Annotated in this window: 23 protein-coding genes, 1 tRNA gene and 1 other annotated feature; of the genes, 22 read left to right on the top strand and 2 right to left on the bottom strand. The window is 50.4% G+C overall.

Annotated elements, in window-relative coordinates; translation table 11 throughout:
- Window positions 1-33: 33 nt before the first annotated feature.
- Both gyrB and gyrA read left to right on the top strand, forming a co-directional pair.
- Window positions 34-1,944: a DNA topoisomerase (ATP-hydrolyzing) subunit B gene (gene gyrB, locus I8U17_RS09020; protein WP_081943785.1), complete on the top strand. Its 1,911-nt coding sequence runs from the start codon at window positions 34-36 to the stop codon at window positions 1,942-1,944.
- 33 nt (window positions 1,945-1,977) lie between these two features.
- Window positions 1,978-4,434 (top strand): DNA gyrase subunit A, encoded by a 2,457-nt coding sequence (gene gyrA, locus I8U17_RS09025; RefSeq protein ID WP_198059299.1) that lies wholly within the window; start codon window positions 1,978-1,980, stop codon window positions 4,432-4,434.
- Here the strand turns inward: gyrA and I8U17_RS09030 are convergent.
- Window positions 4,428-5,495: a YaaC family protein gene (locus tag I8U17_RS09030; RefSeq protein ID WP_033100497.1), complete on the bottom strand. Its 1,068-nt coding sequence runs from the start codon at window positions 5,493-5,495 to the stop codon at window positions 4,428-4,430. The genes gyrA and I8U17_RS09030 overlap by 7 nt on opposite strands.
- A gap of 97 nt (window positions 5,496-5,592) precedes the next feature.
- Here I8U17_RS09030 and I8U17_RS09035 point away from each other — a divergent pair, with 97 nt between their 5' ends.
- The 10 genes from I8U17_RS09035 to I8U17_RS09080 all read left to right on the top strand — a co-directional run bounded on the left by I8U17_RS09035 (window position 5,593) and on the right by I8U17_RS09080 (window position 15,088).
- Window positions 5,593-6,444: an alpha/beta fold hydrolase gene (locus tag I8U17_RS09035; RefSeq protein WP_198055588.1), complete on the top strand. Its 852-nt coding sequence runs from the start codon at window positions 5,593-5,595 to the stop codon at window positions 6,442-6,444.
- Between the two features lie 162 nt (window positions 6,445-6,606).
- Entirely contained in the window at window positions 6,607-8,064 is a 1,458-nt protein-coding gene (gene guaB / locus I8U17_RS09040) for an IMP dehydrogenase (RefSeq protein WP_033100499.1), read from the top strand.
- Between the two features lie 195 nt (window positions 8,065-8,259).
- Complete coding sequence (locus I8U17_RS09045; RefSeq protein WP_198059300.1) at window positions 8,260-9,495, top strand: D-alanyl-D-alanine carboxypeptidase family protein; 1,236 nt, start codon at window positions 8,260-8,262, stop codon at window positions 9,493-9,495.
- A 109-nt stretch (window positions 9,496-9,604) separates the two neighbouring features.
- Window positions 9,605-10,498, top strand: coding sequence for a pyridoxal 5'-phosphate synthase lyase subunit PdxS (pdxS, locus tag I8U17_RS09050; protein ID WP_033100500.1), 894 nt, complete (start codon window positions 9,605-9,607; stop codon window positions 10,496-10,498).
- Window positions 10,499-10,510: 12 nt separating this feature from the next.
- Window positions 10,511-11,101 carry a pyridoxal 5'-phosphate synthase glutaminase subunit PdxT gene (pdxT, locus tag I8U17_RS09055; protein WP_033100501.1) on the top strand — a complete coding sequence of 197 codons (591 nt, stop codon included), beginning with the start codon at window positions 10,511-10,513 and terminating at the stop codon, window positions 11,099-11,101.
- A 26-nt stretch (window positions 11,102-11,127) separates the two neighbouring features.
- Window positions 11,128-11,354, top strand: a binding site (T-box leader).
- A 41-nt stretch (window positions 11,355-11,395) separates the two neighbouring features.
- Window positions 11,396-12,682: a serine--tRNA ligase gene (gene serS, locus I8U17_RS09060; protein ID WP_198055590.1), complete on the top strand. Its 1,287-nt coding sequence runs from the start codon at window positions 11,396-11,398 to the stop codon at window positions 12,680-12,682.
- Between the two features lie 100 nt (window positions 12,683-12,782).
- Window positions 12,783-12,872: transfer RNA gene (locus tag I8U17_RS09065), tRNA-Ser, on the top strand.
- A 185-nt stretch (window positions 12,873-13,057) separates the two neighbouring features.
- Window positions 13,058-13,435 (top strand): hypothetical protein, encoded by a 378-nt coding sequence (locus I8U17_RS09070; RefSeq protein ID WP_198059301.1) that lies wholly within the window; start codon window positions 13,058-13,060, stop codon window positions 13,433-13,435.
- An 18-nt stretch (window positions 13,436-13,453) separates the two neighbouring features.
- Window positions 13,454-14,107, top strand: coding sequence for an ATP-binding cassette domain-containing protein (locus I8U17_RS09075; protein ID WP_198059302.1), 654 nt, complete (start codon window positions 13,454-13,456; stop codon window positions 14,105-14,107).
- A 318-nt stretch (window positions 14,108-14,425) separates the two neighbouring features.
- Window positions 14,426-15,088: a class I SAM-dependent methyltransferase gene (locus I8U17_RS09080; protein ID WP_198059303.1), complete on the top strand. Its 663-nt coding sequence runs from the start codon at window positions 14,426-14,428 to the stop codon at window positions 15,086-15,088.
- A gap of 546 nt (window positions 15,089-15,634) precedes the next feature.
- On the opposite strand, the gene I8U17_RS09085 is transcribed toward I8U17_RS09080, so the two are convergent.
- Window positions 15,635-16,312 (bottom strand): Crp/Fnr family transcriptional regulator, encoded by a 678-nt coding sequence (locus I8U17_RS09085; protein WP_033101613.1) that lies wholly within the window; start codon window positions 16,310-16,312, stop codon window positions 15,635-15,637.
- 199 nt (window positions 16,313-16,511) lie between these two features.
- On the opposite strand from I8U17_RS09085, the gene I8U17_RS09090 reads away from it, so the two are divergent.
- From I8U17_RS09090 to I8U17_RS09135, 10 genes are all read left to right on the top strand, one after another.
- Entirely contained in the window at window positions 16,512-16,922 is a 411-nt protein-coding gene (locus tag I8U17_RS09090) for a hypothetical protein (RefSeq protein WP_152568583.1), read from the top strand.
- 613 nt (window positions 16,923-17,535) lie between these two features.
- Window positions 17,536-18,063 carry an Hsp20/alpha crystallin family protein gene (locus I8U17_RS09095; protein WP_198059304.1) on the top strand — a complete coding sequence of 176 codons (528 nt, stop codon included), beginning with the start codon at window positions 17,536-17,538 and terminating at the stop codon, window positions 18,061-18,063.
- A 173-nt stretch (window positions 18,064-18,236) separates the two neighbouring features.
- Window positions 18,237-18,527, top strand: a complete 291-nt coding sequence (locus I8U17_RS09100; RefSeq protein WP_033101610.1) for an MTH1187 family thiamine-binding protein — start codon at window positions 18,237-18,239, stop codon at window positions 18,525-18,527.
- A 211-nt stretch (window positions 18,528-18,738) separates the two neighbouring features.
- Window positions 18,739-19,173, top strand: a complete 435-nt coding sequence (locus I8U17_RS09105; RefSeq protein ID WP_198059305.1) for a hypothetical protein — start codon at window positions 18,739-18,741, stop codon at window positions 19,171-19,173.
- 15 nt (window positions 19,174-19,188) lie between these two features.
- Window positions 19,189-19,872, top strand: coding sequence for a PspA/IM30 family protein (locus I8U17_RS09110; protein WP_198059306.1), 684 nt, complete (start codon window positions 19,189-19,191; stop codon window positions 19,870-19,872).
- An 85-nt stretch (window positions 19,873-19,957) separates the two neighbouring features.
- Complete coding sequence (locus I8U17_RS09115; protein WP_198055595.1) at window positions 19,958-20,254, top strand: protein liaI; 297 nt, start codon at window positions 19,958-19,960, stop codon at window positions 20,252-20,254.
- Window positions 20,255-20,482: 228 nt separating this feature from the next.
- The gene (locus tag I8U17_RS09120) at window positions 20,483-21,370 is read left to right on the top strand and encodes a DUF4097 family beta strand repeat-containing protein (RefSeq protein WP_198059307.1); all 888 of its coding nucleotides are present in this window, start codon (window positions 20,483-20,485) and stop codon (window positions 21,368-21,370) included.
- Between the two features lie 34 nt (window positions 21,371-21,404).
- Complete coding sequence (gene liaF / locus I8U17_RS09125; protein WP_198055597.1) at window positions 21,405-22,136, top strand: cell wall-active antibiotics response protein LiaF; 732 nt, start codon at window positions 21,405-21,407, stop codon at window positions 22,134-22,136.
- Window positions 22,133-23,197 (top strand): sensor histidine kinase, encoded by a 1,065-nt coding sequence (locus tag I8U17_RS09130; RefSeq protein ID WP_198059308.1) that lies wholly within the window; start codon window positions 22,133-22,135, stop codon window positions 23,195-23,197. Before liaF ends, I8U17_RS09130 begins: the two co-directional genes overlap by 4 nt.
- Window positions 23,194-23,826 carry a response regulator transcription factor gene (locus I8U17_RS09135; RefSeq protein ID WP_198055599.1) on the top strand — a complete coding sequence of 211 codons (633 nt, stop codon included), beginning with the start codon at window positions 23,194-23,196 and terminating at the stop codon, window positions 23,824-23,826. Before I8U17_RS09130 ends, I8U17_RS09135 begins: the two co-directional genes overlap by 4 nt.
- Window positions 23,827-23,855 lie beyond the last annotated feature (29 nt).

Raw genomic sequence — 23,855 nt, forward strand, 5'->3', positions numbered from 1 at the left:
CGTTAGTTTTGGATAAGGAAGCAGGTGACCGAATTGTCCGTACAAAATACCAATTACGATGAAACTCAGATTCAGGTACTGGAAGGATTAGAGGCTGTTCGTAAACGCCCGGGAATGTATATCGGGTCCACATCGAGCCGCGGTTTGCACCACCTCGTATGGGAAGTGGTGGATAACAGCATCGATGAAGCATTGGCCGGGCGGTGTGACACGATTGAGGTGATCGTCAACCCGGATAACAGCGTAACGGTCACTGACAACGGAAGCGGGATTCCGGTCGGAATTCATCCGAAAATGGGGCGGCCGGCTGTTGAAGTCGTGATGACGGTTCTCCATGCCGGCGGAAAATTCGGCGGTGATGGCTACAAATTTTCCGGCGGCTTGCACGGAGTGGGCGTGTCGGTGGTGAATGCCCTGTCGGAATGGCTGGAAGTGGAAGTGAGACGGGAAGGAAAAATTCACCGCCAACGTTACACCCGGGGCGTGCCCGATTATGACCTGCAAGTGATCGGGGAAACGGATGAAACAGGAACGAAGGTTACGTTCAAACCCGACCCGGAAATCTTTACCGAAACGACGGAATACGATTATGACATTTTGCAAAACCGCCTGCGTGAGCTCGCCTTCCTGAACAAGGGGATCAAAATCATATTGGAGGATCGGCGCGAAAAAGAGAGAAAGGCGGAATTCCAATATGACGGCGGCATTCGATCCTTTGTGGAATATCTGAACCGCAACCGCGAAGTGCTGCATGAGCCCCCGATCTATATCGAAGGCGAACGGGATTCCATCCCGATTGAAATTTCGCTTCAGTATAATGATTCTTTCTCATCGAACATTTATTCGTATGCCAACAATATTCACACGCATGAGGGCGGAACGCATGAAGCCGGCTTCAAATCGGCGCTTACCCGGGTGATCAACGATTATGCCCGGCGGAACAACCTGTTGAAAGAAAACCAAAGCAACCTGACCGGCGATGATGTGCGGGAAGGGTTGACGGCCATTATCAGTGTGAAAATCGGTGATCCGCAGTTTGAAGGGCAAACGAAAACCAAGCTGGGAAACAGTGAAGCCCGCTCGGCCACGGAACAATTATTTGCCGAGGAGTTCCAGATCTTTCTGGAGGAAAACCCGGCGGTGGCCAAAAAGATCATCGGAAAAGCGGTAATGGCTGCACGCGCAAGGGAGGCTGCCCGCAAAGCCCGGGAATTGACGCGTCGGAAAAATGCACTGGAAGTCAGTTCATTGCCCGGGAAATTGGCGGATTGCACCTCCAAAAACGCTGCCGACAGCGAACTGTTCATCGTTGAAGGGGATTCCGCGGGCGGTACTGCCAAGCAGGGGCGTGACCGCATGTTCCAGGCGATCCTCCCCCTCAAGGGAAAAATTATCAACGTAGAGAAAGCGCGGTTGGACAAGGCACTTTCCAACGATGAAATCCGGACGATCATCACTGCGCTCGGCACGGGGATCGGCGGTGACTTCAATCTCGACAAGGCGCGGTACCACAAGATCATCATCATGACCGATGCCGATGTGGACGGCGCGCATATCCGCACGTTATTGCTGACCTTCTTCTACCGCTATATGCGGCCGCTGATTGAAAACGGCTATGTTTATATCGCGCAGCCTCCGCTTTATAAAGTGACGCAAGGGAAAACGGTTCGCTATGCCTACAATGACCGCATGAAAGAGGAAATTCTCAAGGAACTGGAAGGAAAGGGAAAAGTGGAGATCCAGCGGTACAAAGGGCTGGGAGAAATGAACGCGACCCAGCTCTGGGAAACGACGATGGACCCTGAAAGCCGCACATTGCTGCAAGTTTCCCTTGCCGATGCGATGGATGCTGACGAGGTATTTGAGATGCTGATGGGCGACCGGGTTGAGCCGCGGCGCGTATTCATCCAGGAATATGCGAACCAGGCTACCTTGGATGTGTAACCGGCAGGCAGTAGGAAGCAGGGAGATGAAACGATGCCAGATATGCAAAGAATTCAAGAAGTGAATATCAGTAAGGAAATGAAGTCTTCGTTTCTGGACTATGCGATGAGCGTAATTGTCAGCCGCGCCCTCCCGGACGTACGCGACGGCCTGAAACCCGTTCATCGCCGGATTTTGTACACTTTGTATGAACTGGGGATGACTCCGGACAAACCGTACAAAAAATCGTCCCGCGTCGTCGGAAACGTTACGGCGAACTATCATCCGCACGGGGATGTGGCGGTATACGATGCGATGGTTCGGATGGCGCAGGATTTCTCTTATCGGTATCCGCTGGTGGACGGACACGGAAACTTCGGGTCAATCGACGGCGATTCGCCCGCGGCCATGCGGTATACCGAAGCGCGGATGGCTCCGATCACGATGGAGTTGTTGCGCGATATCCAGAAGGATACGATCGACTTTGGCCCCAACTATGACGGACAGCAGGAAGAGCCGTTGGTGCTGCCTTCCCGCTTTCCCAATCTGATCGTTAACGGGGCATCCGGGATTGCCGTCGGCATGGCGACCAATATCCCGCCGCATAACCTGTCTGAAGTGATCGACGGAATCCTTCTCCTCCTGGATAATCCAGAGGCGACGATTGAAGATTTGATGCGGATCATCAAGGGTCCTGATTTTCCCACGGGGGGAATCATCCTCGGGCATGACGGGATTCGCAAATCGTACCGCACCGGGCGGGGCAGCATCCGGATCCGGGCGAAAACGCGGATCGAAGAAGCGGGCAGCGGAAAGATGCGCATCGTCGTGGAAGAATTGCCGTACCAAGTGAACAAAGCCAAGCTGGTGGAAAAGATCGCCGAGCTCGTACGCGACAAAAAAATCGACGGAATCACCGACCTGCGCGACGAATCAGACCGGAACGGAATGCGTGTGGTCATTGAACTGCGTCGGGATGTAAACCCAAGGGTCATTCTTAACAATTTGTACAAGCATACCAGCCTGCAATCGAGCTTTGGCGTTAACATGCTGGCGTTGGTTGACGGCCAGCCGCAGGTACTCAACATTAAATCCATTCTTTCCCACTATATCGACCACCAGGTGGAAGTGATCCGCCGGCGCACCCAGTATGATTTGAACAAAGCGGAAGAACGGGCTCACATCCTGGAAGGCTTGCGCATTGCCCTTGACCAGATCGACGAAGTGATCGCCCTCATCCGCGCTTCCGCCACCACTGCCGAAGCTCGTACCGGTTTGATGGAAAAGTTCGGTCTCAGTGAAAAACAAGCCCAGGCGATTCTCGATATGCGTTTGCATCGCCTGACCGGACTGGAACGCGAAAAAATCGAGGCGGAATACGGAGAACTTCAGAAATTGATCGCCAAATTGAAAGACATTCTCGCCGATGAGGCCAAAATCCGCGGCGTCGTGCGGGATGAGCTGAAGGAGATCAAAGAACGGTATGGCGATGAACGCCGCACGATGATTAAAGCCGATGAGGACGAAATTGAGGACGAGGATTTGATCCCCGAAGATGAGGTCGCCATTTTGTTGACCCAGCGTGGATATATCAAGCGGATGCCTTTGTCCACCTACCGGGCGCAACGAAGAGGCGGCAAGGGAATCACGGGGATGGGAACCCGGGAAGACGACTTGGTGCAGCATATGTTTGTCACCCATTCCCATAATCATTTGCTCTTCTTCTCAAACAAGGGGAAAGTGTACCGCCTGAAGGCGTACGAAGTGCCGGAGCTCGGCAGAACCGCGCGCGGGACTCCCGTGATCAACCTGATTCAGATCGACCAGGGCGAGCGCATCGAGGCGGTCATCCCGGTGAAAGAATTCCTGGATAATCAGTTCCTTTTCTTTGCCACGGCTGAAGGCATTGTGAAGAAGACCGCACTCAGCGAATTTGAAAACATTCGCCGCAACGGCCTGTTTGCCATCAATCTTCGTGACGGGGATGAACTGGTTGGCGTCCGCCTGACCGATGGAAATCAGGAAGTCCTGATGGGAACGCGCCAGGGAATGTCGATTCGCTTCCACGAAATGGACGTCAGGGAAATGGGACGTTCGGCCACAGGCGTGAAAGGCATCACGTTAGGTGAAGATGACCGCGTAATCGATATGGATATCGTGATCCCGGACAAATATGTCCTGATCGTCACTCGCAACGGATATGGCAAACGGACGCCGATGGAGGAATACCGCATTCAATCACGCGGCGGTAAAGGGATCAAGACCTTAAGCCTCACAGAGAAAAAAGGAGATGTGGTCGCCCACAAAGTGGTGTCCGAAGATGAAGATCTGATGATCGTGACTCAATCCGGCATTGTCATTCGTCTGAAGATCGCCGAGATTTCCGTGATGGGCCGGTATGCGCAAGGAGTGAAACTGATTTCGCTCGACGAGGACGAAGTATCGGCCGTCGCCCGCGTCCACCGCGAAGAGGAGGAAGACGGAGAAGACGGAGAAGACGGTAATCAATAAAGGCGAATGATCGATTTTTGACCGTGGAGAAGGTTTAAGACCAGATGGGGGACCTTTCGCGGGATGAGACGGAGCAGTCCGCATACCAGGATTTGCTCTTCTCCGGTGTGATCCAGCATTATCTCCCCCCATAGCGGTGGTTCATAGCGACACAGCATACTCAGCGCAAACAGCAACATGAAATGAACCAGCAATTCATCAACAGGGGTTCCAAGGCAATCATTACCGAACCACAGGTAATGGTTGCCTTTTTTATCTTCATAAAACCAAGGATGGTGAAATCCTTTCTCCCAGTCATTCACATGCCGGACATCGGGATGGCTCCAACGAAGTTGCAGGAGACCGGACCGGATCACCGGAGTGCCAAGGGAGAAGAGTGCCCCTTTGCTGTAATGATTCAGACGGGAAACAAAAGCTTCGGGGGTGAGATGGATCCGGTCGAGAACGGTTTCGGCGATTTCCAGCGGCATCGCCTCGTCTGCATAAAGCGAGGTCTGCCGGCCAACCGTAACCGGAATCAGCGGCGTTTCACCCATAATGCGCTCATAACTGGCGGACAAGTCAGATAGGAAGGAAAACAATGTCTTGAGCCGATATGAGTCTCCCGCATCGGGAGGATTCCCCAATAACCCGGCGACCAGTGGATAAAGCCCTTCTTTTTGTATCCGGACTTCATCCTCGAGCAAACGATAAGATTCACGCTTTCGTTTTCGGGTGGATAACCCATGGCGCAAGACTGAAGTATTTTGCGGATAGTCCGGCACCCGGGTCAGAATCCATGCTTTAATCAAGCTCATCATTCCATAGTAGTCGAGGACAGGCTGCATCCAGATATTTTCTTCCCGTCCCGGCCGGAAAATGGAAAGAGCCTGCCGGATGTAGGCGGAAAACGCTGCCGCATTACGAAAGGCCATCTTTTCCGGTTGCGGGGTTCCGCTTTTTTGGTAAGCGTTCAACAGAAATCTTTGTGCCGACTTTTCGTTGGCAAGCAGGAAATATTGGTCACGGATCCATTCCTCCGGCGATTCGCAATAGATGATGTTTACCGGTTTTGCTTCCAACCCGTTCCCTCCCGTTTTAATCTTCTGCCCTTTATTGTGCTGAAAAGGCGGGAATGATATAACAGAGGTGATTTTTCAGGAGGATCGTAAGGCAGATATGAAAAAGAGATGGATTTGGTGTTTATGCATTCTCCTGTTGTTCGTCTGGGGGACGATTCCTCCGAAGAAGCAAGCACTTCCCGAGAAAAACTCGGATTTGGTTCTGATCCATGGTTTTAACAACCGCCATCAGTGGGGAGAAGCATTTTTAAACACATTGGTCGCTCATTGGAAGTCCGGGCATATTTATGTCCTGTATACCAATCGGTCAGACCGGGTCTGGACGATGCGGATCAATGGAAAGATCGTGACGTTTGCGGGAGAAAATGATCATCAAGCCGGAAACGGCTCAATCGACGCCCAGGCGAAAATTGCCGCGCATAAAATTGATCTCCTGCAAGCAAAATATGGACTTGATCCCCGTTTTGCGGTGATCGCTCACAGCATGGGCGGTCTGGTTGCCCGGGAATTGGTCTACTTGCGGCCGGGCCGGGTGGCGGACCTTGTGACGATTGCCTCACCGCACCATGGAACCCCGCTTGCCAGGGAATACAGTTGGCTGGGGATGTTTGTGCATGGACAAGCGGCTATGGCAGATCTTACTCCTGAGGCGGTGGCGCGGTTTAACCAAAAATATCCCGTACAGGGAAGTCCGTTTGCAAAAGGCGGACACCTTTTTACCATAGCCGGGGATGCGGATGGATGGGGAAACCGCGGATGGCATGGGGAATTGGCGGTCGGATGGACGCTTCTAGCCCTGAAGTACGGTTCGGACAGCGATGGTGTTGTACGTGACGGAGAAGCGACGATCAAAGGGGCCATTCATGTTAAAACGTTCCCGGATGATGACCATCTGCAGCTGATTCAGAAACCAGAGGTAGCGGAAACCATTAGCAGCATCCTTCCCTGAACCGTTGGTTATCCACAGAAAAGTTTAGTTATGCACAAGATCCTGTGGATAACTTGTGAATGATTGTGGACAACTTTTTGGCAAAAAATGAAAAATCTTGACGACTTGGCAAGGATACTGTTACACTTGCTAGAAAAAATTTGGGCCAAAGGGGAAAGCGATATGTGGGATCAGAAGTTTGCCAAGGAAGGTTTTACCTTTGACGATGTTTTATTGGTCCCGGCGAAATCGGAAATTTTGCCGCGAGACGTCGAGACCGGCACCACGCTGACGGATCGGGTGAAACTCAATATTCCGCTGATCAGTGCGGGGATGGATACCGTGACCGAATCAGCCTTGGCCATTGCGATTGCCCGGCAGGGAGGCATCGGTGTCATTCACAAAAACATGAAAGTGGAAGAGCAGGCTGAAGAAGTAGACCGGGTCAAGCGCTCTGAGAGCGGAGTCATCACCAATCCGTTTTACTTGACACCTGAGCACAAAGTTCATGATGCGGAAGAACTGATGGCGAAATACCGGATTTCCGGTGTGCCGATTGTCGATGAAAACCGCCGCCTGATGGGGATTATCACCAACCGTGACCTGCGTTTTGTCCGTGATTATTCCACCCCGATCGCCGAAGTGATGACCAAGGAAAAATTGGTGACGGCACCGGTGGGAACGACCCTGAAAGAGGCGGAAGCGATTCTGCAACAACATAAGATCGAGAAATTGCCTTTGGTCGACGAAGAAGGCATTTTAAAAGGACTCATTACCATCAAGGATATTGAAAAAGCGGAGCTGTTCCCGCAAGCGGCCAAAGATGCCCACGGAAGGTTACTCGTCGGGGCGGCTGTCGGGGTGACCAAGGATACGATGCGCCGGGTGGCGGCATTGGTGGAAGCAGAAGCGGATATGATCGTCGTTGATACTGCTCACGGCCACTCCCAGGGTGTGTTGGACATGGTGCGGGAGATCAGAAGACAGTATCCCGACCTGGTGATCGTTGCCGGTAACGTCGCCACGGGAGAAGGCACCCGCGATTTGATTGAAGCCGGGGCCAGTGTGGTCAAAGTGGGAATCGGTCCGGGCTCGATTTGTACAACCCGTGTCGTTGCAGGAATCGGTGTGCCGCAGATTACAGCCATCTACGACTGTGCCACCGTTGCGCGCCAATATGGCGTTCCGATTATCGCCGATGGCGGCATCCGTTTCTCCGGGGATATTGTCAAAGCGATCGCGGCCGGGGCAGATGCAGTCATGCTGGGCAGCCTTTTCGCCGGAACGGAAGAAGCTCCGGGAGAATCGGAGATTTATCAGGGCCGCCGCTTCAAGGTGTACCGCGGGATGGGATCAATCGGTGCGATGCAGGCAGGCAGCAAGGACCGCTATTTCCAAGAAAATGTGCAAAAGTTGGTTCCGGAAGGCATTGAGGGACGCGTTCCGTACAAAGGGCCGCTTGCCGATACCATTTACCAATTGATCGGAGGCCTGCGCGCAGGCATGGGCTATTGCGGAACCAGAACATTGGCCGAATTAAAAGAGAAATCCCGTTTTATTCGCATTTCCAGCGCTTCGCTCAGGGAAAGCCATCCTCATGATGTTCAGATTACCAAAGAAGCTCCAAACTACCATATGTGACCAATTTCTTTCACCGAACAAGCAGAAAAACGCTTCTGCTTGTTCATTTCTTTTTTCCCGTTCCTCTTCTATACTGGATTAAGGGGGCGGGAAATTTCCGACATTTGGCCGGCCGTGGCCCGAACCGGATTTACATAAATATGTCAGTCTTGTGCAATGTTTTGCGGCAAATGAGGGAGAATGGAGAATGACCTGATGAAAAACAAAATAAACATCTGCTGTTGTCTTTGTTTGCTTGTCTTCATGAGTTGGATTACGAATCCGGCAATGGCAGCTGCCGCGGGGATGAAACCGGATGTTCAGGCAAAGTCCTATATCCTGATCGATTTTCAGTCCGGGGAGATTCTTGATGAGAAAAATGCCGAAGTGCCGTACCCGCCTGCCAGCATGACCAAAATGATGACCGTGTTCGTTGTGCTGGACCAGATTAAAAGCGGGAAGATTCACTGGGATGATCTCGTCACCATAAGCCCGCGGGTGGCTGCGATCAATGAAGCGCAGATCAACCTTACACCCGGAGAAAAAATCACTGTGCGTGAGCTGTTTATCGCCGCTCTGGTCGAATCGGCCAATGATGCGGCTGTGGCCTTGGCAGAATATGTGGGGGGGACGGAAGAAAACTTTGTCGCCATGATGAATCAAAAGGCGAAGGAACTGGGAATGAACCATACACATTTCAATTGCGCGTCCGGCCTTGATTTCCGCCTTTATCCCGACCCGCCGAAAGTTTCCGGGCCAAACGTGATGTCCGCTCATGATACGGCCATCCTGGCGACCAAGCTGATTCAAACGTATCCCGAAATCCTGAAAACGACGTCCATCCCTTACTATACATTTTTTATAGGAACGAAGAAGCAACTGAAGGTGACCAACTGGGATTTGATGCTGCCCGGGCTCAAGTATTCCTACCCGGGAGTGGATGGACTGAAAACGGGGCATACCAACACGGCGGGTTATTGTTTTACGGGGACCGCCCAGCGTGGTGATCTTCGTCTGATTTCCGTTGTCATGGGAACCCGTTCCGACGATCACCGGTTTTTGGAGACGAAAAAGTTGTTTGACTACGGTTTTCAGGAATTCGTCCCGCAAGTGCTGGTGAAAAAGGGAGGTCAGATCCCGGGAACAAAAGAGCTGGCCTTGCCTGACGGAGTGGAACGCACCGTTCCGGTAACCGTGGACAAGGCGATTAAACTTCCCGTGCATAAAGGGGAGAGTGCCCGTTACCAGGTGAAGGTAACATTCAAGCCCCGATTGAATGCTCCGCTCAAGCAAGGGGAAGTGGTCGGCACAGCTCAAGTGCTCTATAACGGAAAACCGGTCCAAGGGGTGGAACCGACTCCGGTCGTGACGGCCAAAGCGGTGGAAAAAGCGAGCTGGATTCGCCTGTTTTTCCGGGAAATAGGGGATACCGTAAAGAATTGGTTTAATTAAATTTATTTTTCAAATGGATTTTTTCAACTATAATAAAATGGGGAGGAGAGCAAGGAAATTCCGATTGCTCTCCCGGTTTTTAGCTGGTACATCAAGGGGGTTATCCGAAATGAGTGAAGTGCGTAAAGTCGGAACAGATCGCGTCAAACGCGGGATGGCCGAAATGCAAAAAGGCGGCGTCATCATGGACGTTGTCAATGCTGAACAAGCGAAAATTGCGGAACAAGCCGGAGCAGTGGCCGTTATGGCACTGGAACGCGTTCCGTCCGATATTCGTGCAGCCGGCGGTGTCGCCCGCATGGCAGACCCGCGTGTGATCGAGGAAGTGATGGGAGCCGTATCGATTCCGGTTATGGCCAAAGCACGGATCGGTCATTTTGTGGAAGCGCGCCTGCTTGAAGCGATGGGCGTCGATTACATCGATGAAAGTGAAGTTTTGACACCGGCAGATGATCTGTACCATATCGATAAATCGCAATTTACCGTTCCGTTTGTTTGCGGTGCGCGTGACCTCGGGGAAGCATTGCGCCGGATCGGGGAAGGGGCGTCCATGATCCGCACCAAAGGGGAACCGGGCACCGGAAACATCGTTGAAGCGGTTCGCCATATGCGCATGATGCAAAGCCAGATTCGCAAGGTGCAAAGCATGTCCCGCGATGAGCTGATGGCTGAGGCGAAAAAACTGGGGGCTCCGTACGACTTGCTCTTGCAAGTGCATGAAACGGGCAAACTGCCTGTGGTCAACTTTGCCGCCGGCGGTGTGGCAACGCCTGCCGACGCTGCTCTGATGATGCATCTTGGTGCAGACGGTGTCTTTGTCGGCTCCGGGATCTTCAAATCGGAAAATCCGGAGAAATATGCACGCGCCATCGTTCAGGCCACCACGCACTATGAAGATTTCGGCCTGATTGCCGAAGTGTCCAAAGATCTTGGCACACCGATGACCGGAATTGAAATTTCCAAACTGCGTGCGGAAGAACGGATGCAGGAGCGCGGCTGGTAGGAGGTTGGAGCGATGAAAATTGGCGTACTGGCTTTACAAGGAGCGGTGCGCGAACATGTGCGCTTGCTGGAACAGGCTGGAGCCGAGGCAGTAGCGGTGAAACGGGTCGAGCAGCTGAGCGATTTGGATGGCCTGGTGATTCCGGGCGGCGAGTCGACCACCATCAGCAAATTGATGAATGAGTATCAGATGACTGAGCCGATCCGCCAGATGTACCAGAGTGGCAAACCGATCTTTGGCACTTGCGCCGGAATGATCCTGATTGCCAGCCGCATAGAAGGCCGGGACGAGCCACATCTCGGCCTGATGGATATCACGGTGAAGCGAAACGCCTTTGGCCGGCAACGGGAGAGCTTTGAGGCGAGCCTTGATGTCAAAGGGATCGGCGATCAGTTTCAAGCGGTTTTTATCCGTGCACCATACATTGAAGAAGTGGGGCCGGGTGTGGAAATCCTGGCCGAAGTGGATGGGAAAATTGTCGCTGCCCGGCAAGGTCATCTTCTGGCGGCCGCTTTCCATCCTGAACTGACAGATGATGTGCGTTTCCATGCCTATTTTATCGAAATGGTTCGCGAATCGATGGTTACAAATGCAGAAGTTTAGGATATAATATGTAGTAAACTTTTGATATCGACGCGAAGAAGAGGCTAGTAGCTGCCGGCAGTTCGGTTCAGAGAGGCGATGGCTGGTGCGAATCGCTCCGGACGGGCGGCGAATCCACCTCGGAGCGAGGCGTGAAGGGAACAAACCCGAAGCGCATTCGGTTACGAGCCGTTATTTCGGAAGAGCGGGTTTATCCTGTCACAGCGACAGGCAGACCAATAAGGGTGGCAACGCGGAACCTTCCGTCCCTTTGGGGAGTGGGAGGTTTTTATTATGGTTAGGAGGTGCAGACCCGTGTTGGACAACAAGTTGTTGCGCAGCAATATGGATGAGGTGAAACAACGGCTTTCCACCAGACAGGGAGAATGGCCGGGGCTCGATACCTTCCTGCAGCTGGATGAGCGCCGCCGCGAAGGGATCAGGAGGGCGGAACAGCTCAAGAATAAGCGCAATGTCGTTTCCAAAGAAATTGCCCAAAAGAAAAAGAACAAAGAAGATGCCGAAGCGGATATACTGGAAATGCGCCGGGTCGGGGATGAGATCAAGCAATTGGATGAGGAATTGAGACAATTGGATGCACAGTTGGAAGAAATATTGCTCAGCCTTCCCAATTTGCCGCATGAGAGCGTGCCCGTCGGGGCTTCCGAAGAGGAAAATGTCCCTGTGCGCAAATGGGGCGAGCCGCCGCAACCCGATTTTGTCATCAAACCGCACTGGGAGATTGCCGAAGAACTCGACATCCTCGATTTTGAACGGGCGGCGAAAGTGACCGGCTCCCGTTTCGTCTTTTACAAAGGTTTGGGAGCGCGTCTCGAACGGGCCTTGATCAACTTCATGCTCGACCTGCATATCCAGGAACACGGCTATACGGAAATGATGCCCCCTTACATCGTCAACCGGCAGGCCATGACCGGAACCGGACAACTGCCCAAGTTTGAAGAAGACGCTTTCAAGCTGGCGGATAATGAGGATTACTTCCTCATCCCGACCGCGGAAGTGCCTGTAACCAATTATCATGCGGGTGAGATTCTGGCAGCTGAGGAACTCCCCAAATATTACACCGCCTTCAGCAGTTGTTTCCGTTCCGAAGCCGGTTCGGCCGGACGGGATACACGCGGACTGATTCGTGTGCATCAATTTAACAAAGTCGAAATGATCAAATTGGTGAGACCGGAAGATTCTTATGACGAGCTCGAACTGATGGTGCAAAATGCCGAAGAAGTGTTGAAGCGCCTTGAACTTCCCTATCGCGTCGTCGCTCTCTGTACAGGAGACCTCGGTTTCAGTGCGGCCAAAACATACGATCTTGAGGTTTGGATGCCGAGCTACAATACTTACCGGGAAATCTCGTCCTGCAGCAACTGCGAGGATTTCCAAGCCCGCCGCGCCAACATCCGCTTTCGCCGCGATGCCAAGGCAAAACCGGAGTTTGTGCACACGCTCAACGGGTCCGGCCTTGCCGTCGGCCGCACCGTCGCCGCCATCCTGGAAAACGGCCAGGAAGCCGACGGGAGCGTCCGCATTCCCAAAGCTCTGCAACCTTACATGGGCGGACTTGAACGGATCAGCAAACAGGGATGAGAAGCAGTTGCGGGTTCCGGGTAATTGCCGGACCCGCTCTCTCCTCATTGACAAAAGGAAAAAAATCAGTATAATTAGATTCTGTAACGAAATAGATCGTGGAGAGGTGGTCGAGTGGTTTAAGGCAGCGGTCTTGAAAACCGCCGAGGGTTCACGCCCTCCGTGGGTTCGAATCCCACCCTCTCCGCCAGAAACAGGAAGTCGCCGGGTTGATCGGCGGCTTTTTTCATATGGAGCATAACATAGGGGACAGATAGGTTATCGTTGAATCCAGAGTAACGGGCTTTGTTACCAGACGGAGGACAAAATGAAGAAAGAAGAAGTCAGAACATATATAATAGTGGATCATATTCACAATTATGATGATTTACCGGGTTGAAAGGGATTGAGCCGTTCCCGGCAATGTTATGGCTTTTGCTGCTCAATTGGAGCACAAGCTTTTCAATGTCTGTCTTGATACTGGGGCTGGCCGTCAAGTGGGAGCGTGTTTTCAAACCATATGTTCTTGTGGTTTTTCTGTATATCGTTTCTTGTTTCAGCAGTCTCATGCCTGAAAGTCTGGTCAGTTGGTTTCCCGGCAATCAGGGGATTTATCTGAGACATTCTGAAGTGGATGGGCACATCCATCATTTTTCGGTTTGGTGGTCTTTGATATATAACGCGATGATCATCGTTTGTGTTTTTTTATGGGGGATGCATTATATCAAAAAGGCCGATGTTTCGGGGCAGAAAAATTCAAATGAATTACAGTGAAAGACAGGAGGATTTATCATGGCACATCCGGCGCCGGCGGTAAAACTGGAAAATGTCTCAAAAGTGATTGACGGAAAGCCGATCCTGAACAAGATTGATCTTGAAGTTCCGGCGGGTCAAATATATGGGTTGATCGGGCGCAATGGATCAGGAAAAACGATGCTTTTGCGTTTGATCAGCGGATTTGTATTTCCGACGGAAGGGCGTGTCTTGGTTTTCAATCAGGAAGTTGGAAAAAACGGAACCTTTCCGCAGAATGTTGGGATTATTATTGAGACGCCCGGCGGTTTTTTGGGGGAATACAGCGGGTTCAAAAACCTGAAGCTGCTGGCTTCAATGAGAGGAATAATCAATGATGATGAAATCCGGCAAACGCTGAAAGAAGTCGGCCTTGATCCGGCGGATAAAAAACCGGTGCGGAAATATTCCCTTGGAATGAGACAATGCTTGGGGATCGCTCAGGCAATCATGGAAAGGCCGAAACTCCTGTTGCTGGATGAACCGACAAACGGGTTGGATACGGAAGGAGTTGAAATGCTTCATCGTTTATTGTCCGATCTGCGGGAAAATGGAGTGACCATTCTGTTAGCCAGTCATTATATGGAAGAAATAGCGAAATTGTGCGACAGAGTATTCAGAGTCGAGAAAGGACAGTTGACAGAGGTCGGATAAATGTCATTTTCCGCTTAACCCCTCGTTACGGTGAAGGAACAGGGAAACCGGATGACAATCATACGCCGGGATTTGACGGAAACGCTTCAGCCGGTTTTAAAGGAGAACCAGCCCGGCGTTTTTTTGTCTTTGCTTCAGGTGTTCTTCAACAATATGAAAATAACCTCTTGGCACTGAAATGGAATTGTTAGTATAATAGTATAAATTAAAAATACATTTTAATAATTTGGATTAATCGGTATTTTTCATTTGTTTTTCGTCTGACCCTTACGGTCGACCAATTTCACAAAATAAATTGGGAGAAGGAGTGGATTTGTCATGTCTGAAAATCCCACCAAGGGTCCGGAAATGAGCGGTTTTATTGCAACCTGGTATGCCAAAAATACCGAAAAGCAAATCGAAAAATACAGAAATGATGCCAAGAAGGTGTTTTCATCCGTATCAGAGGGGGATGCTGTTCTTGAACTTGCTCCCGGTCCGGGGTATTTATCCATTGAACTTGCCAAGATGGGCCGTTTTCATATTACCGGATTGGATATCAGCAAGAAGTTTGTGCAAATGGCACAAGCAAATGCAACAAGAGCAGGAGTGGATATCGACTTTCGTCACGGTGATGCAGCACAGATGCCCTTTGATGATCATGCATTCGATTTTATCATCTGTCGGGCGGCCTTCAAGAATTTTTCCAAACCGGTCGCGGCACTCGATGAGATTAATCGCGTATTGAAACCCGGGGGCAAGGCATTGATCATCGATTTTAAAAAGGATGTTTCCAAAGATAAACTGGATCAATTTGTTTCCGGTGATCTGGGTTTTACCGGCATTAATTCTCTTGTTACCAAATGGATGTTTCGATTCGTGGTGATCAAGCAAGCCTACACTAAAGATGAAGTCAAGGAAATGATAGCGAAGAGCAAATTTCAAACAGGCAGGATTCACGAGGGGTTGATCGGATTGGAAGTATGGCTGGAGAAGAAATAACAGATGGCTCGGACGATAGTTTGAATTTTCGTGATACAATGGACTGGTTATGGATTTTCGGAGAGGTAGGGGGCTCCATAACCCGATGGCAAAACATTTTCACGGAAAACAGTGATAAGGATCACACTGAGATGGAGAAAAATAATGTATAATAAAAATGTTACGCAAAAACGGACTCAGAAGACGATGTTTTGGGAGAGAACAGTCGCGTCCATCCCTTAATTTGAAGGATTGGGAAAAATCCCTGAAATCCGTTGACTTTTCATCTTCCTGGTATGAATACCCGCAAAGGAGTTTGCCGTGATGCTGTATAAAGGTGCGTTTTTATTTTGCATTCTGCTATGCCTTTTTGCCTTCTTCATAACTTTTCGCCTGGGTTCGACTCAATCCCAAACTTCGAATGAACATTACGAAAAAAGTCGAAAGAAAACTGTTATCCTTCTTTCCCTGATTTATGTCCTTGTCACGGTCTGTGGTCTCTTGTTTGTCTGTTTGCTTTAGGAAAATCGGACAGGACAGGCGTCCGGGCTTTTGCCAATGGGAATCTTACTTCCAGCCTCTCAGTGCATCCTTGTCCAGGATGATGATCTGCGAGCGTTGTTTGTCAATGATTTGTTCCTTTTTTAATTGATTCAACAGGCGGCTGACGGTTTCTCTGGATGTACCGACCACATTGGCCAGTTCCTGATTGGTTATGGGCAAATCGATGTAAATCCGGGAGCCTTTTGTCTCCCCTTGCTTGTCTGCCAGGTCGAGCAAAAAGGAGAGAATGCGCCGGTTCACGTCGGTTCCGGTAAACTGCTGGAGTTTTTGCTGAAGATCCCGGATCTTGGAGCTGAGCACATCAATCACTTTGCAGGCAATCGTCGGCATGGCCAGGATCAGTTGCTCAAAGGCGCGAACGGGAATCGCCAACAGGTCGGTATCGACAAGTGTTTCCGTGGTGGCTGGATAAGGAGCATGTTTAAAAAAACCGGTATGCGGAAACATGTCACCGGTTTGCAGAAGCGAGACAATCTGTTCATGGCCTGTCTCGTCTGTCTTGTAGGCTTTGACAAGGCCGTTCTGTATAAAAAAGACCGCTTCTTTTTCACTTCCTTCCGTGAAGATGACCGTTTTTTTCGTGAATGTACGATGAATGACGATTTCTCCGATTCGTGCCAGTTCTTGTTCGTTGAGATCTTGGAATAACGGAACCTGTTGCAGTACACTCTGTTTTTCCATTGAAAAAAATTCCTTTCGTGTATTTATGTTTATTATATCAGATGGCGTGCAGACTTATTAGGCGGATCAAGCCGTTGTGATCGTTCACGGCTGTTTTTGTCATGAGAAGGCTTTTGCCCGTTTCAAATCGTTTGTACCTTTTATGGACACAGTGAAAATCGAAGAAAAGATCAATCTGTTTTGAGAAGGGGAAACGATGTTGCTGAAGATCATGTTATTTTTTCATGTTCTCGGGGCGATCGGCATGGGATTCTATCTGGTCTTGCCCTTTTTGCTGCAAAAAAGGTTTTTGCAATCGCGTTCCGTTCTCCAGGTATTGTATCGGCTGAACTTTCTCACGCAATGGATTCTCGTCGTTCAATTGTTGACCGGCGGTTACTTGTACAGTCAAGCGGTGTATAGCACCTTGTGGATTTCTTTGGTGGTGGCTGCTTATTTCGGTGTTGGCGCTTTTGGTGGATTGTTTGGTTATTACATCCGCCATTTTCTCAAGTCGCCCGATCGCTTTGAAGTGAAATCGTGGATGCAAACCGTCCGTTTTCATGCACTCTTTACGACGGCCTTCATATTTCTGGTCATCCTCTTGATGATGTTTCCCGCCGGAATTTGATGCTGTTCCTTGGAACTCTTGTCGACACCTGTGGAAAGTGTGAATAATTTGTGGAAAAATATCAGATTTGCAGAAAACAGGGATTGGAAAAACAAACGGTCATGGTTCGTTTCAGCGGGACGATGGCCGTTTTGACTGAAGAACATGATGTTTGCTGATTCAAACCTCTGAAACTGCCAGAAAGGGGATCCGAGGGTCATCACCTCAATGCGACCAATCGGAACCTGAATCTCCCCTGATTTTCCCACCTTTCAATTTCTCCTTCCCCGCATTTTATCGTTCCATCCTCACCAAAAAATGTCCTGAGAATAACATACAGTATAAGTGTGGAGAGTTGTCATGCCTTCTTTTCACCGGATACTTGACCGGCGACATCGGGGTCGTTGATGACATAGCAATTTTCGGACACTGTATTATGATCGCCGCTGATCATGCCGTGTCCTTCGTTGGATTTATCACGGGGTTTCCAATCTTTATGAACGTTATCACCTGAAAATACAAAGGAAGTTTTTGTCATCTGTCCAATCTTGAGGTTTTTTAAAAATGCGGATCATTTGGCATCGCTTCTTTTTTTGGCTTTACATTGCGAATCGCAATGAAGGGGGAATGGACCATGTCCGATTCACGGGATCAGTTTAAGCCGTTCGAGTTTAATTGGAATGATGTTGTAAACCGGGTTACCAAACATCAGGATTTTTCTTGGCTGGATAAATTTGTGGAAGGGACGATTTCGAAAGCTCTTCCCAATCACCAGTTTCCTTTCAACATGGCAAAAGGCGGGCTTAAGTCCCTGGATAAGTATATGGATCAAATTTTTTCACAAGCAATGCCGAATGCAAACGGGCAACCTCTTTTTAACTCAGGTCAGGACAGTGTAAAGTCGGAGGTTTTTGAAACACATCACTGGATGTTTGTGCGTATAAAAGTCCCGAACCGGGCCATCGCCAGCAAATTGCGCATCTCCCTCGGCGTCAATCAACTCCGTGTCTCCGGTTTGACTAAAGAGATTGAAACGATTGGCTTGCCTGCAACCGCACGCTTGGAAGGGGCAAGAGCCATCTATAAAGACGGAATCCTGGAAATACGGATTCCCAAAGATTTAAATGAACAGTTTCATGAGGTCAACATTCAGTTTCTGTGATGATCGCATGGCAGGAGATGGGGGGCACGATCCGCACCAAGATATTTGGCCCGTGGGTTGATAACAAATGCAACGCCAAAAACCTTTCGCGGCGATACGGTTCTGCTAGGGAATTATAAAACTCCTCTTTTTGGGCACTTTACTGGATAGCAATTACCGAAGGAGTGAGTATGATGGCATTTTTGGAAATCAGTGTTGCCCCGGTCGGAACCAATACGCCCAGCTTCAGTTCTTATGTGAGCCAAGCGGTGGAAGTGGTACAACAAAGCGGGCTGCAGTATCAGGTCACGCCGACGGCAACCGTCATTGAAGGGGATCTGAATCAATTGATGGATGTGGCCAAGCAAATTCACCAAAAAGCCATGTCAGCCGGTGCGAATCGGGTGATCACCCATATCAGCATCGACGAACGCAATGACAAATCGACAAATATGCAACAGCAAGTGCAATCCGTTCAGCAGTGACCCGACCGAAACTTTTATCCGTCCGGACTGAACCCCATATGCGGAAAATCAAGGCTCCCGCCTGTGTTTGTCAAGCACGGTGCGGGAGCTTTTTTTCAAGTCTCGTCCAGTCTACGACCAAAGTCGTAACGAAAAATAAATCCGTGGTTCGTGTTGGAAAATTCCATACTCCTGTATGCTGGAATCAGCAAAGGAACGGAGGAGGGTGAGCATGAAACGATGGGGCAAAAAACTGGCCGGGTTCCTTTTGCTGCTGGTGGGCGTTGCCATGTTTCTGGGTAACCTCGGCAGCCTGATCGGCTTTCTCATCGCCGCCGTGCTTTTCTGGTACGGCGTGAAGAAGCTGAAAACGGCAGAAACGAAGGGCTCAAAAATATTTGCCTTCATGGTTCTCGGTCTTTCCCTGCTGGTGTTATTCGGCATGCTTCCGGGAGCAATTCCCCTGATTTTCGGTGGAATCTGCTTTTACTTCGGCTTTAAGTTGATGAAAACAGAAGTTGCCGGACTGGCATGGGAAACGGGAGTGGCGGTACGCGGGATTCCGAAGGGGAAACGGACCTCAATGGCCGACCATTCATTTGAAGCAGACTGGCAGGAGTTTGTAAAACGGCAAAAACGAACGGATTGGGATATAGAACAATTTTAGAGGAGGAATGGGAAAATGGCTTTCAAACGGTTACGCGATTTTCTCCTGGCGACCTACCATGAAGTGATGGATGATCTGGAAAAGCCGGAGGCGATGCTGAAGCAATATTTGCGCGACGTGGAGAAGGAGATCTCCAGGGCGAGGGATACCATCGTAAAGCAAGAGATTATGATCAAAAAATTCCAACTCCAGAAGGAAGAAGCGGAAAAATTGGCCGCCCGTCGCAAAAAGCAGGCGCAAATTGCTTTTGATGCGGGAGAAGAGGCGCTGTCGCGCAAAGCGTTGGCTGAGATGAAGCATTATGAAGCCAAAGCGGAAGAGTACCGGGAGTATGTGGCGCAAGCGAGCAAACAGGTGAAAGAGCTGAGAGAGCAAATGGGCAAACTGGTGAAAAAGTACCAGGATTTGCAAGACAAAAAGAACGAACTGATTGCCCGGGCAGCGGTTGCCAAAGCGAAGCAAAGCATCAATGCCACGCTCAACTTTTTCGATTCCGAAAGCGCGTTAAAAGAGTTTAAGCGGATTGAGAACCGGATCGCCGAGATGGAAGTCAAGGCCAATTCTTATGCGAATGCTGACCGTGACGGAGATCTCAGCTTTGCCAGAGTGGAGTATGCTGAGGAAATTGAAAAAGAAATAGAAAGATTGCGCAGTGCCAAAATCGAAGAGGAAAGCGAAGCAAGCAGTTCCCGTCAATAACATGCTTGCTGAAGCGTGGCCCCCGTTTTCCGCGACTGACAGGAATCCGGGGGCCCTTTGCTCGAACAGGTAAAGGAGGGAGAGTATGGTGATAAGCGGCAAAAAGGCCGCCGGCATTCTCTTGATTTTTCTCGGAATATGGCTCTTCTTCAGGGGAGGGGATCTGTGGGGGTTCATCACCTTTTTGGTTGCGACGGCATTGCTCGTCTACGGGCTGGTGAGTTTCGTCCGGGCCAAAACAGGCGGGCACAAGGCATGGGCTCTGTTTGTGCTCGTCATCGGCGGCTTGTTGATGCTGCGCTGGATTCCCTTTCTGGCAGGGGTGGCGCTGGGGCTTTTTTGTGTCTATTATGGTTTGAAATTGCTCACAAACAGCCATTAGTCAGATCAAAAAACTTCCCGGAAGCCGGAAGGAAAAAAGGAAATGCCGGAAGCGGAATCTCTTTTTGAAGCGGAATGGAGTGAATTTCTCAACAATCGGGAGCAGGATAAATGAAGGAAACGAGGGGGACCCGCCTGGGGGCCCTCTTTTTGAAAAGGTGGTTTATAATCAGACGGGGGGTGAAGTCGCATTTTCCCCAAACGTGGCTGAATTGGGGGCCCTGCGGCAATGTTTATGAAGAAGCTGATCGGAATTTTATTGATTCTCTGCGGGTTTGTCATTCTCATCGGATCAGTGGCAAGCAGCGGAATCGGCAGTGGATGGCATGCCGGCAAATATCCGGCCCGCGACGTTACGATCGAGAATGTTCGGCAAATCCGGATTGACGCCACGTCCTCCGTAACGGTGATTCCGGAAAAACGGCTTGACGTAAAAGCGGTTTTGCAGGGAAAAGGGATGAATGATGTCGATATGAGCATACAAAAGAAGGGCAATGAATTGACGATATTGGTAAAACCCAAGTGGTATTTATGGATGCGGCAGGATCAGATCGTCAGGTTGAATGTCTATGTTCCGAAAAGTTATGATCAAAACATGACCATTCACTCTCTCGGAGGCAATTTGGATTTTGCCGGCCAGGAGGGGAGCCAATTGATGAAACTGAATGAGCTGAAGGTAGATATGGTGGAGGGGAATATCAATTTAAAAAACTTGCGGGTGAACCGCCTTGATACCAACAGCATGTCCGGAAACACGAAACTGGACTTGGTAACAGCGGAGTCGGCCAACTTCCATTCCAGTTCAGGCAATGTGACGCTGAATCATTTTTCCGGTTCTTTCTGTGCCAATCTGTCTCTGGGTAACCTGAAGGCGCAGATTGATCAGGTATCCGGCCCGATCCAGGCTGATCAGGTATCGGGGGACATGGAGGTCAACTTGCCCCGGGATGCGGATTTCGCTTTGAGGGCACAAGTTGACAGCGGGAATGTGAAGTGCGATTTTATTCCATGCCAGAGGAGACGGAAAAACTGGGCGGTGACGGCGACAGCAATGGTCAAGAGCGGAAAAAACAAGATTCAGCTTCATAATATCAGCGGCAATGTCCATATCTACTGAATCGCTCTCTCCTTGTGATGAAGGGGGCAAACAAATGCGGCTATTTCAAAACCGACTGGTGGGAATCGTTGTTTTGGCGGTCGGGTTGCTCATTTTGTTAAGCCTGAGCGACACTTTTTTGCCCGGCTTTCTGATTCTCTTCATCATCGGTGTCTTGTTGCTCAAAAAGCATCATCGCAAGATGGGATATTTGTTCCTGGTTCTTGCGGCTCTTTTTTTGCTGGATCAATTTATCGATTTTAACCTGTTTTGGACTTTTCTTTCCGTGTTCTTGATTTACTGTGGCTACCGCATGTTTAAAGAGGAGGATAAAACGCTTGGGCAGCCGGGGAAGTGGAACCGCCCCTCTTCTGATTACGCGGGGCAGGAAAAGACAGAGCATGCCCGGTATCAAACCCCGTCTTTCCGCAGCGCTGTCATCGGCCATCTGTACCTGATCGACTGCCGTTACCAGTTTAACGACATCAACCTGTCCTACGGATTCTGTGATGTAAAAATCGATTTGTCCAAAGCGATCATCCCGGAAGGAGTCAACTCCATTGTGATCAGCGGCCTGGCCGGTAATGTGAATATCTATGTTCCCGATGATCTCGATGTTTCCATCGCGGCAACGGTCGGTGCGGGGTATTTGGATGTTCCGGGAGTGAAACAGGGCGGAGCTGCCCGGCAGGTGCAACTGACCACAAAAGGGTACGAGCAGTCGAGGCGGAAGATGAATATCTCAGTCTCGCTGCTGTTTGGCGATATTGGTGTGAGGGTTTTATGAGCAAGCGGAGAACGGCAAGCATCTATTGGCGGCTGACGAAGTTTACGGTTTGGATTTGTTCGGGTGTCTCCGCGGTCTTGCTGACCGTCATCCTGATCTCCTATCGCCTTGACTGGCAAACACTGGTGACAGCCCGGATTTACGGGATTCCTCTTCCGGTTCTCATTCCGGTTTTTGTGGTCAGCATCGGAACGGTCTTCGGTTTTGCTTTCGGCTATTCGATGAAGAGAAAAATCGAAGTGATTGTCGAATCAATCATGCGATATGAACGGGGCAATTTCGCCCATCGGGTGCCGGTGCTGGGTGAAGATGAATTCGGCCTGATCGCCGGACATCTGAACCGAATGGCCGAGCGGGCGCAACAACAAGTAGCTTCTTTGCAAAAGCTGACGACGGAGAAAGCGAAGTGGGAAGAACGGATGAAAGAGGCCGTGATCTCCGAAGAGCGGCAACGCCTGGCCAGAGAGTTGCATGATGCAGTCAGCCAGCAGCTGTTTGCCATCTCGATGATGTCGTCCGCAGTAAAGGAAACCCTGACCGGGGATGACCGGCCGATTTACAGGCAAATCGCCATGATCGAAAAGATGGCGGGAATTGCGCAAAATGAGATGCGGGCGCTGCTTCTGCATTTGCGTCCCGTCACCTTGGAAGGCAAGAGATTGAAAGAGGGTCTGGAAGAGCTGTTGGAAGAATTTAAGGCCAAACAGTTGGCCGAGGTGCATTGGGAAGTGGAGGATTTGCCCGATCTGCCAAAGGGGATCGAGGATCATCTGTTTCGCATTGTCCAGGAAGGACTCTCCAATGTGTTCCGCCATTCGCAAGCCACTTCGGTCACGATTCGCCTTGCTGTCCGCAACCGGCAAATTTACTTGCGGATCATCGATAATGGTATCGGTTTTGACATGAATAAACCGAAGTCTTCTTCTTACGGTTTGCAGTTGATTCAGGAACGGGCCAGCGAAATCGGCGGAATTGCCGAAGTGATCTCTTTTCCCGGCAAAGGGACACAGATTGAGGTGAAAGTGCCGATTATCGAGGAAGAAAAGGGGAGAGATGCATGATTCGTGTGATGATCGTGGATGACCACGAAATGGTCAGGATGGGACTTGCCGCCTACCTCGAATCGCAGCCGGATATGGAGATTGTCGCCGAAGCGGCCAGTGGGCGGGAAGCAGTCAGATTGGCGCTGGAAACTAGGCCCGATGTGATCCTGATGGATCTGGTCATGGAACCGATGGACGGCATTGAAGCGACGAAAGAGATTGTCCGTGTGCTGGATGATCCCAAAATTATCGTCCTGACAAGCTTTATCGATGATGACAAGGTTTATCCGGTTATTGAGGCAGGGGCACTGAGTTATCTGCTGAAAACATCGAAGGCGAAGGATATCGCCGCGGCCATTCGCGCTGCGATGAAGGGAGAGCCCGTGCTGGAAGCGCAGGTTACGGGCAAAATGCTTTCCAGAATGCGGCGGACCCATCATCCCAAACCCCATGAAAAGCTGACTGCGCGCGAGATGGAGATTTTGCGTCTGATCGCCGAAGGGAAGAACAACCAGGAAATTGCTGAAGTGCTTTATATCACGGTAAAAACCGTGAAAACGCATATTACCAATATCCTTTCCAAACTGCAGGTGGACGACCGCACCCAGGCGGCGATTTACGCTCACCGGAACAAGCTGGTGGAGTAGCAAGGCCGGATCGCTCTTCCTGCTTCCGA

Origin of the sequence: Thermoactinomyces sp. CICC 10521 (genome assembly GCF_016055135.1) — a bacterium.
In the GTDB taxonomy this organism is placed as follows: Bacteria; Bacillota; Bacilli; order Thermoactinomycetales; family Thermoactinomycetaceae; genus Thermoactinomyces_A; species Thermoactinomyces_A daqus.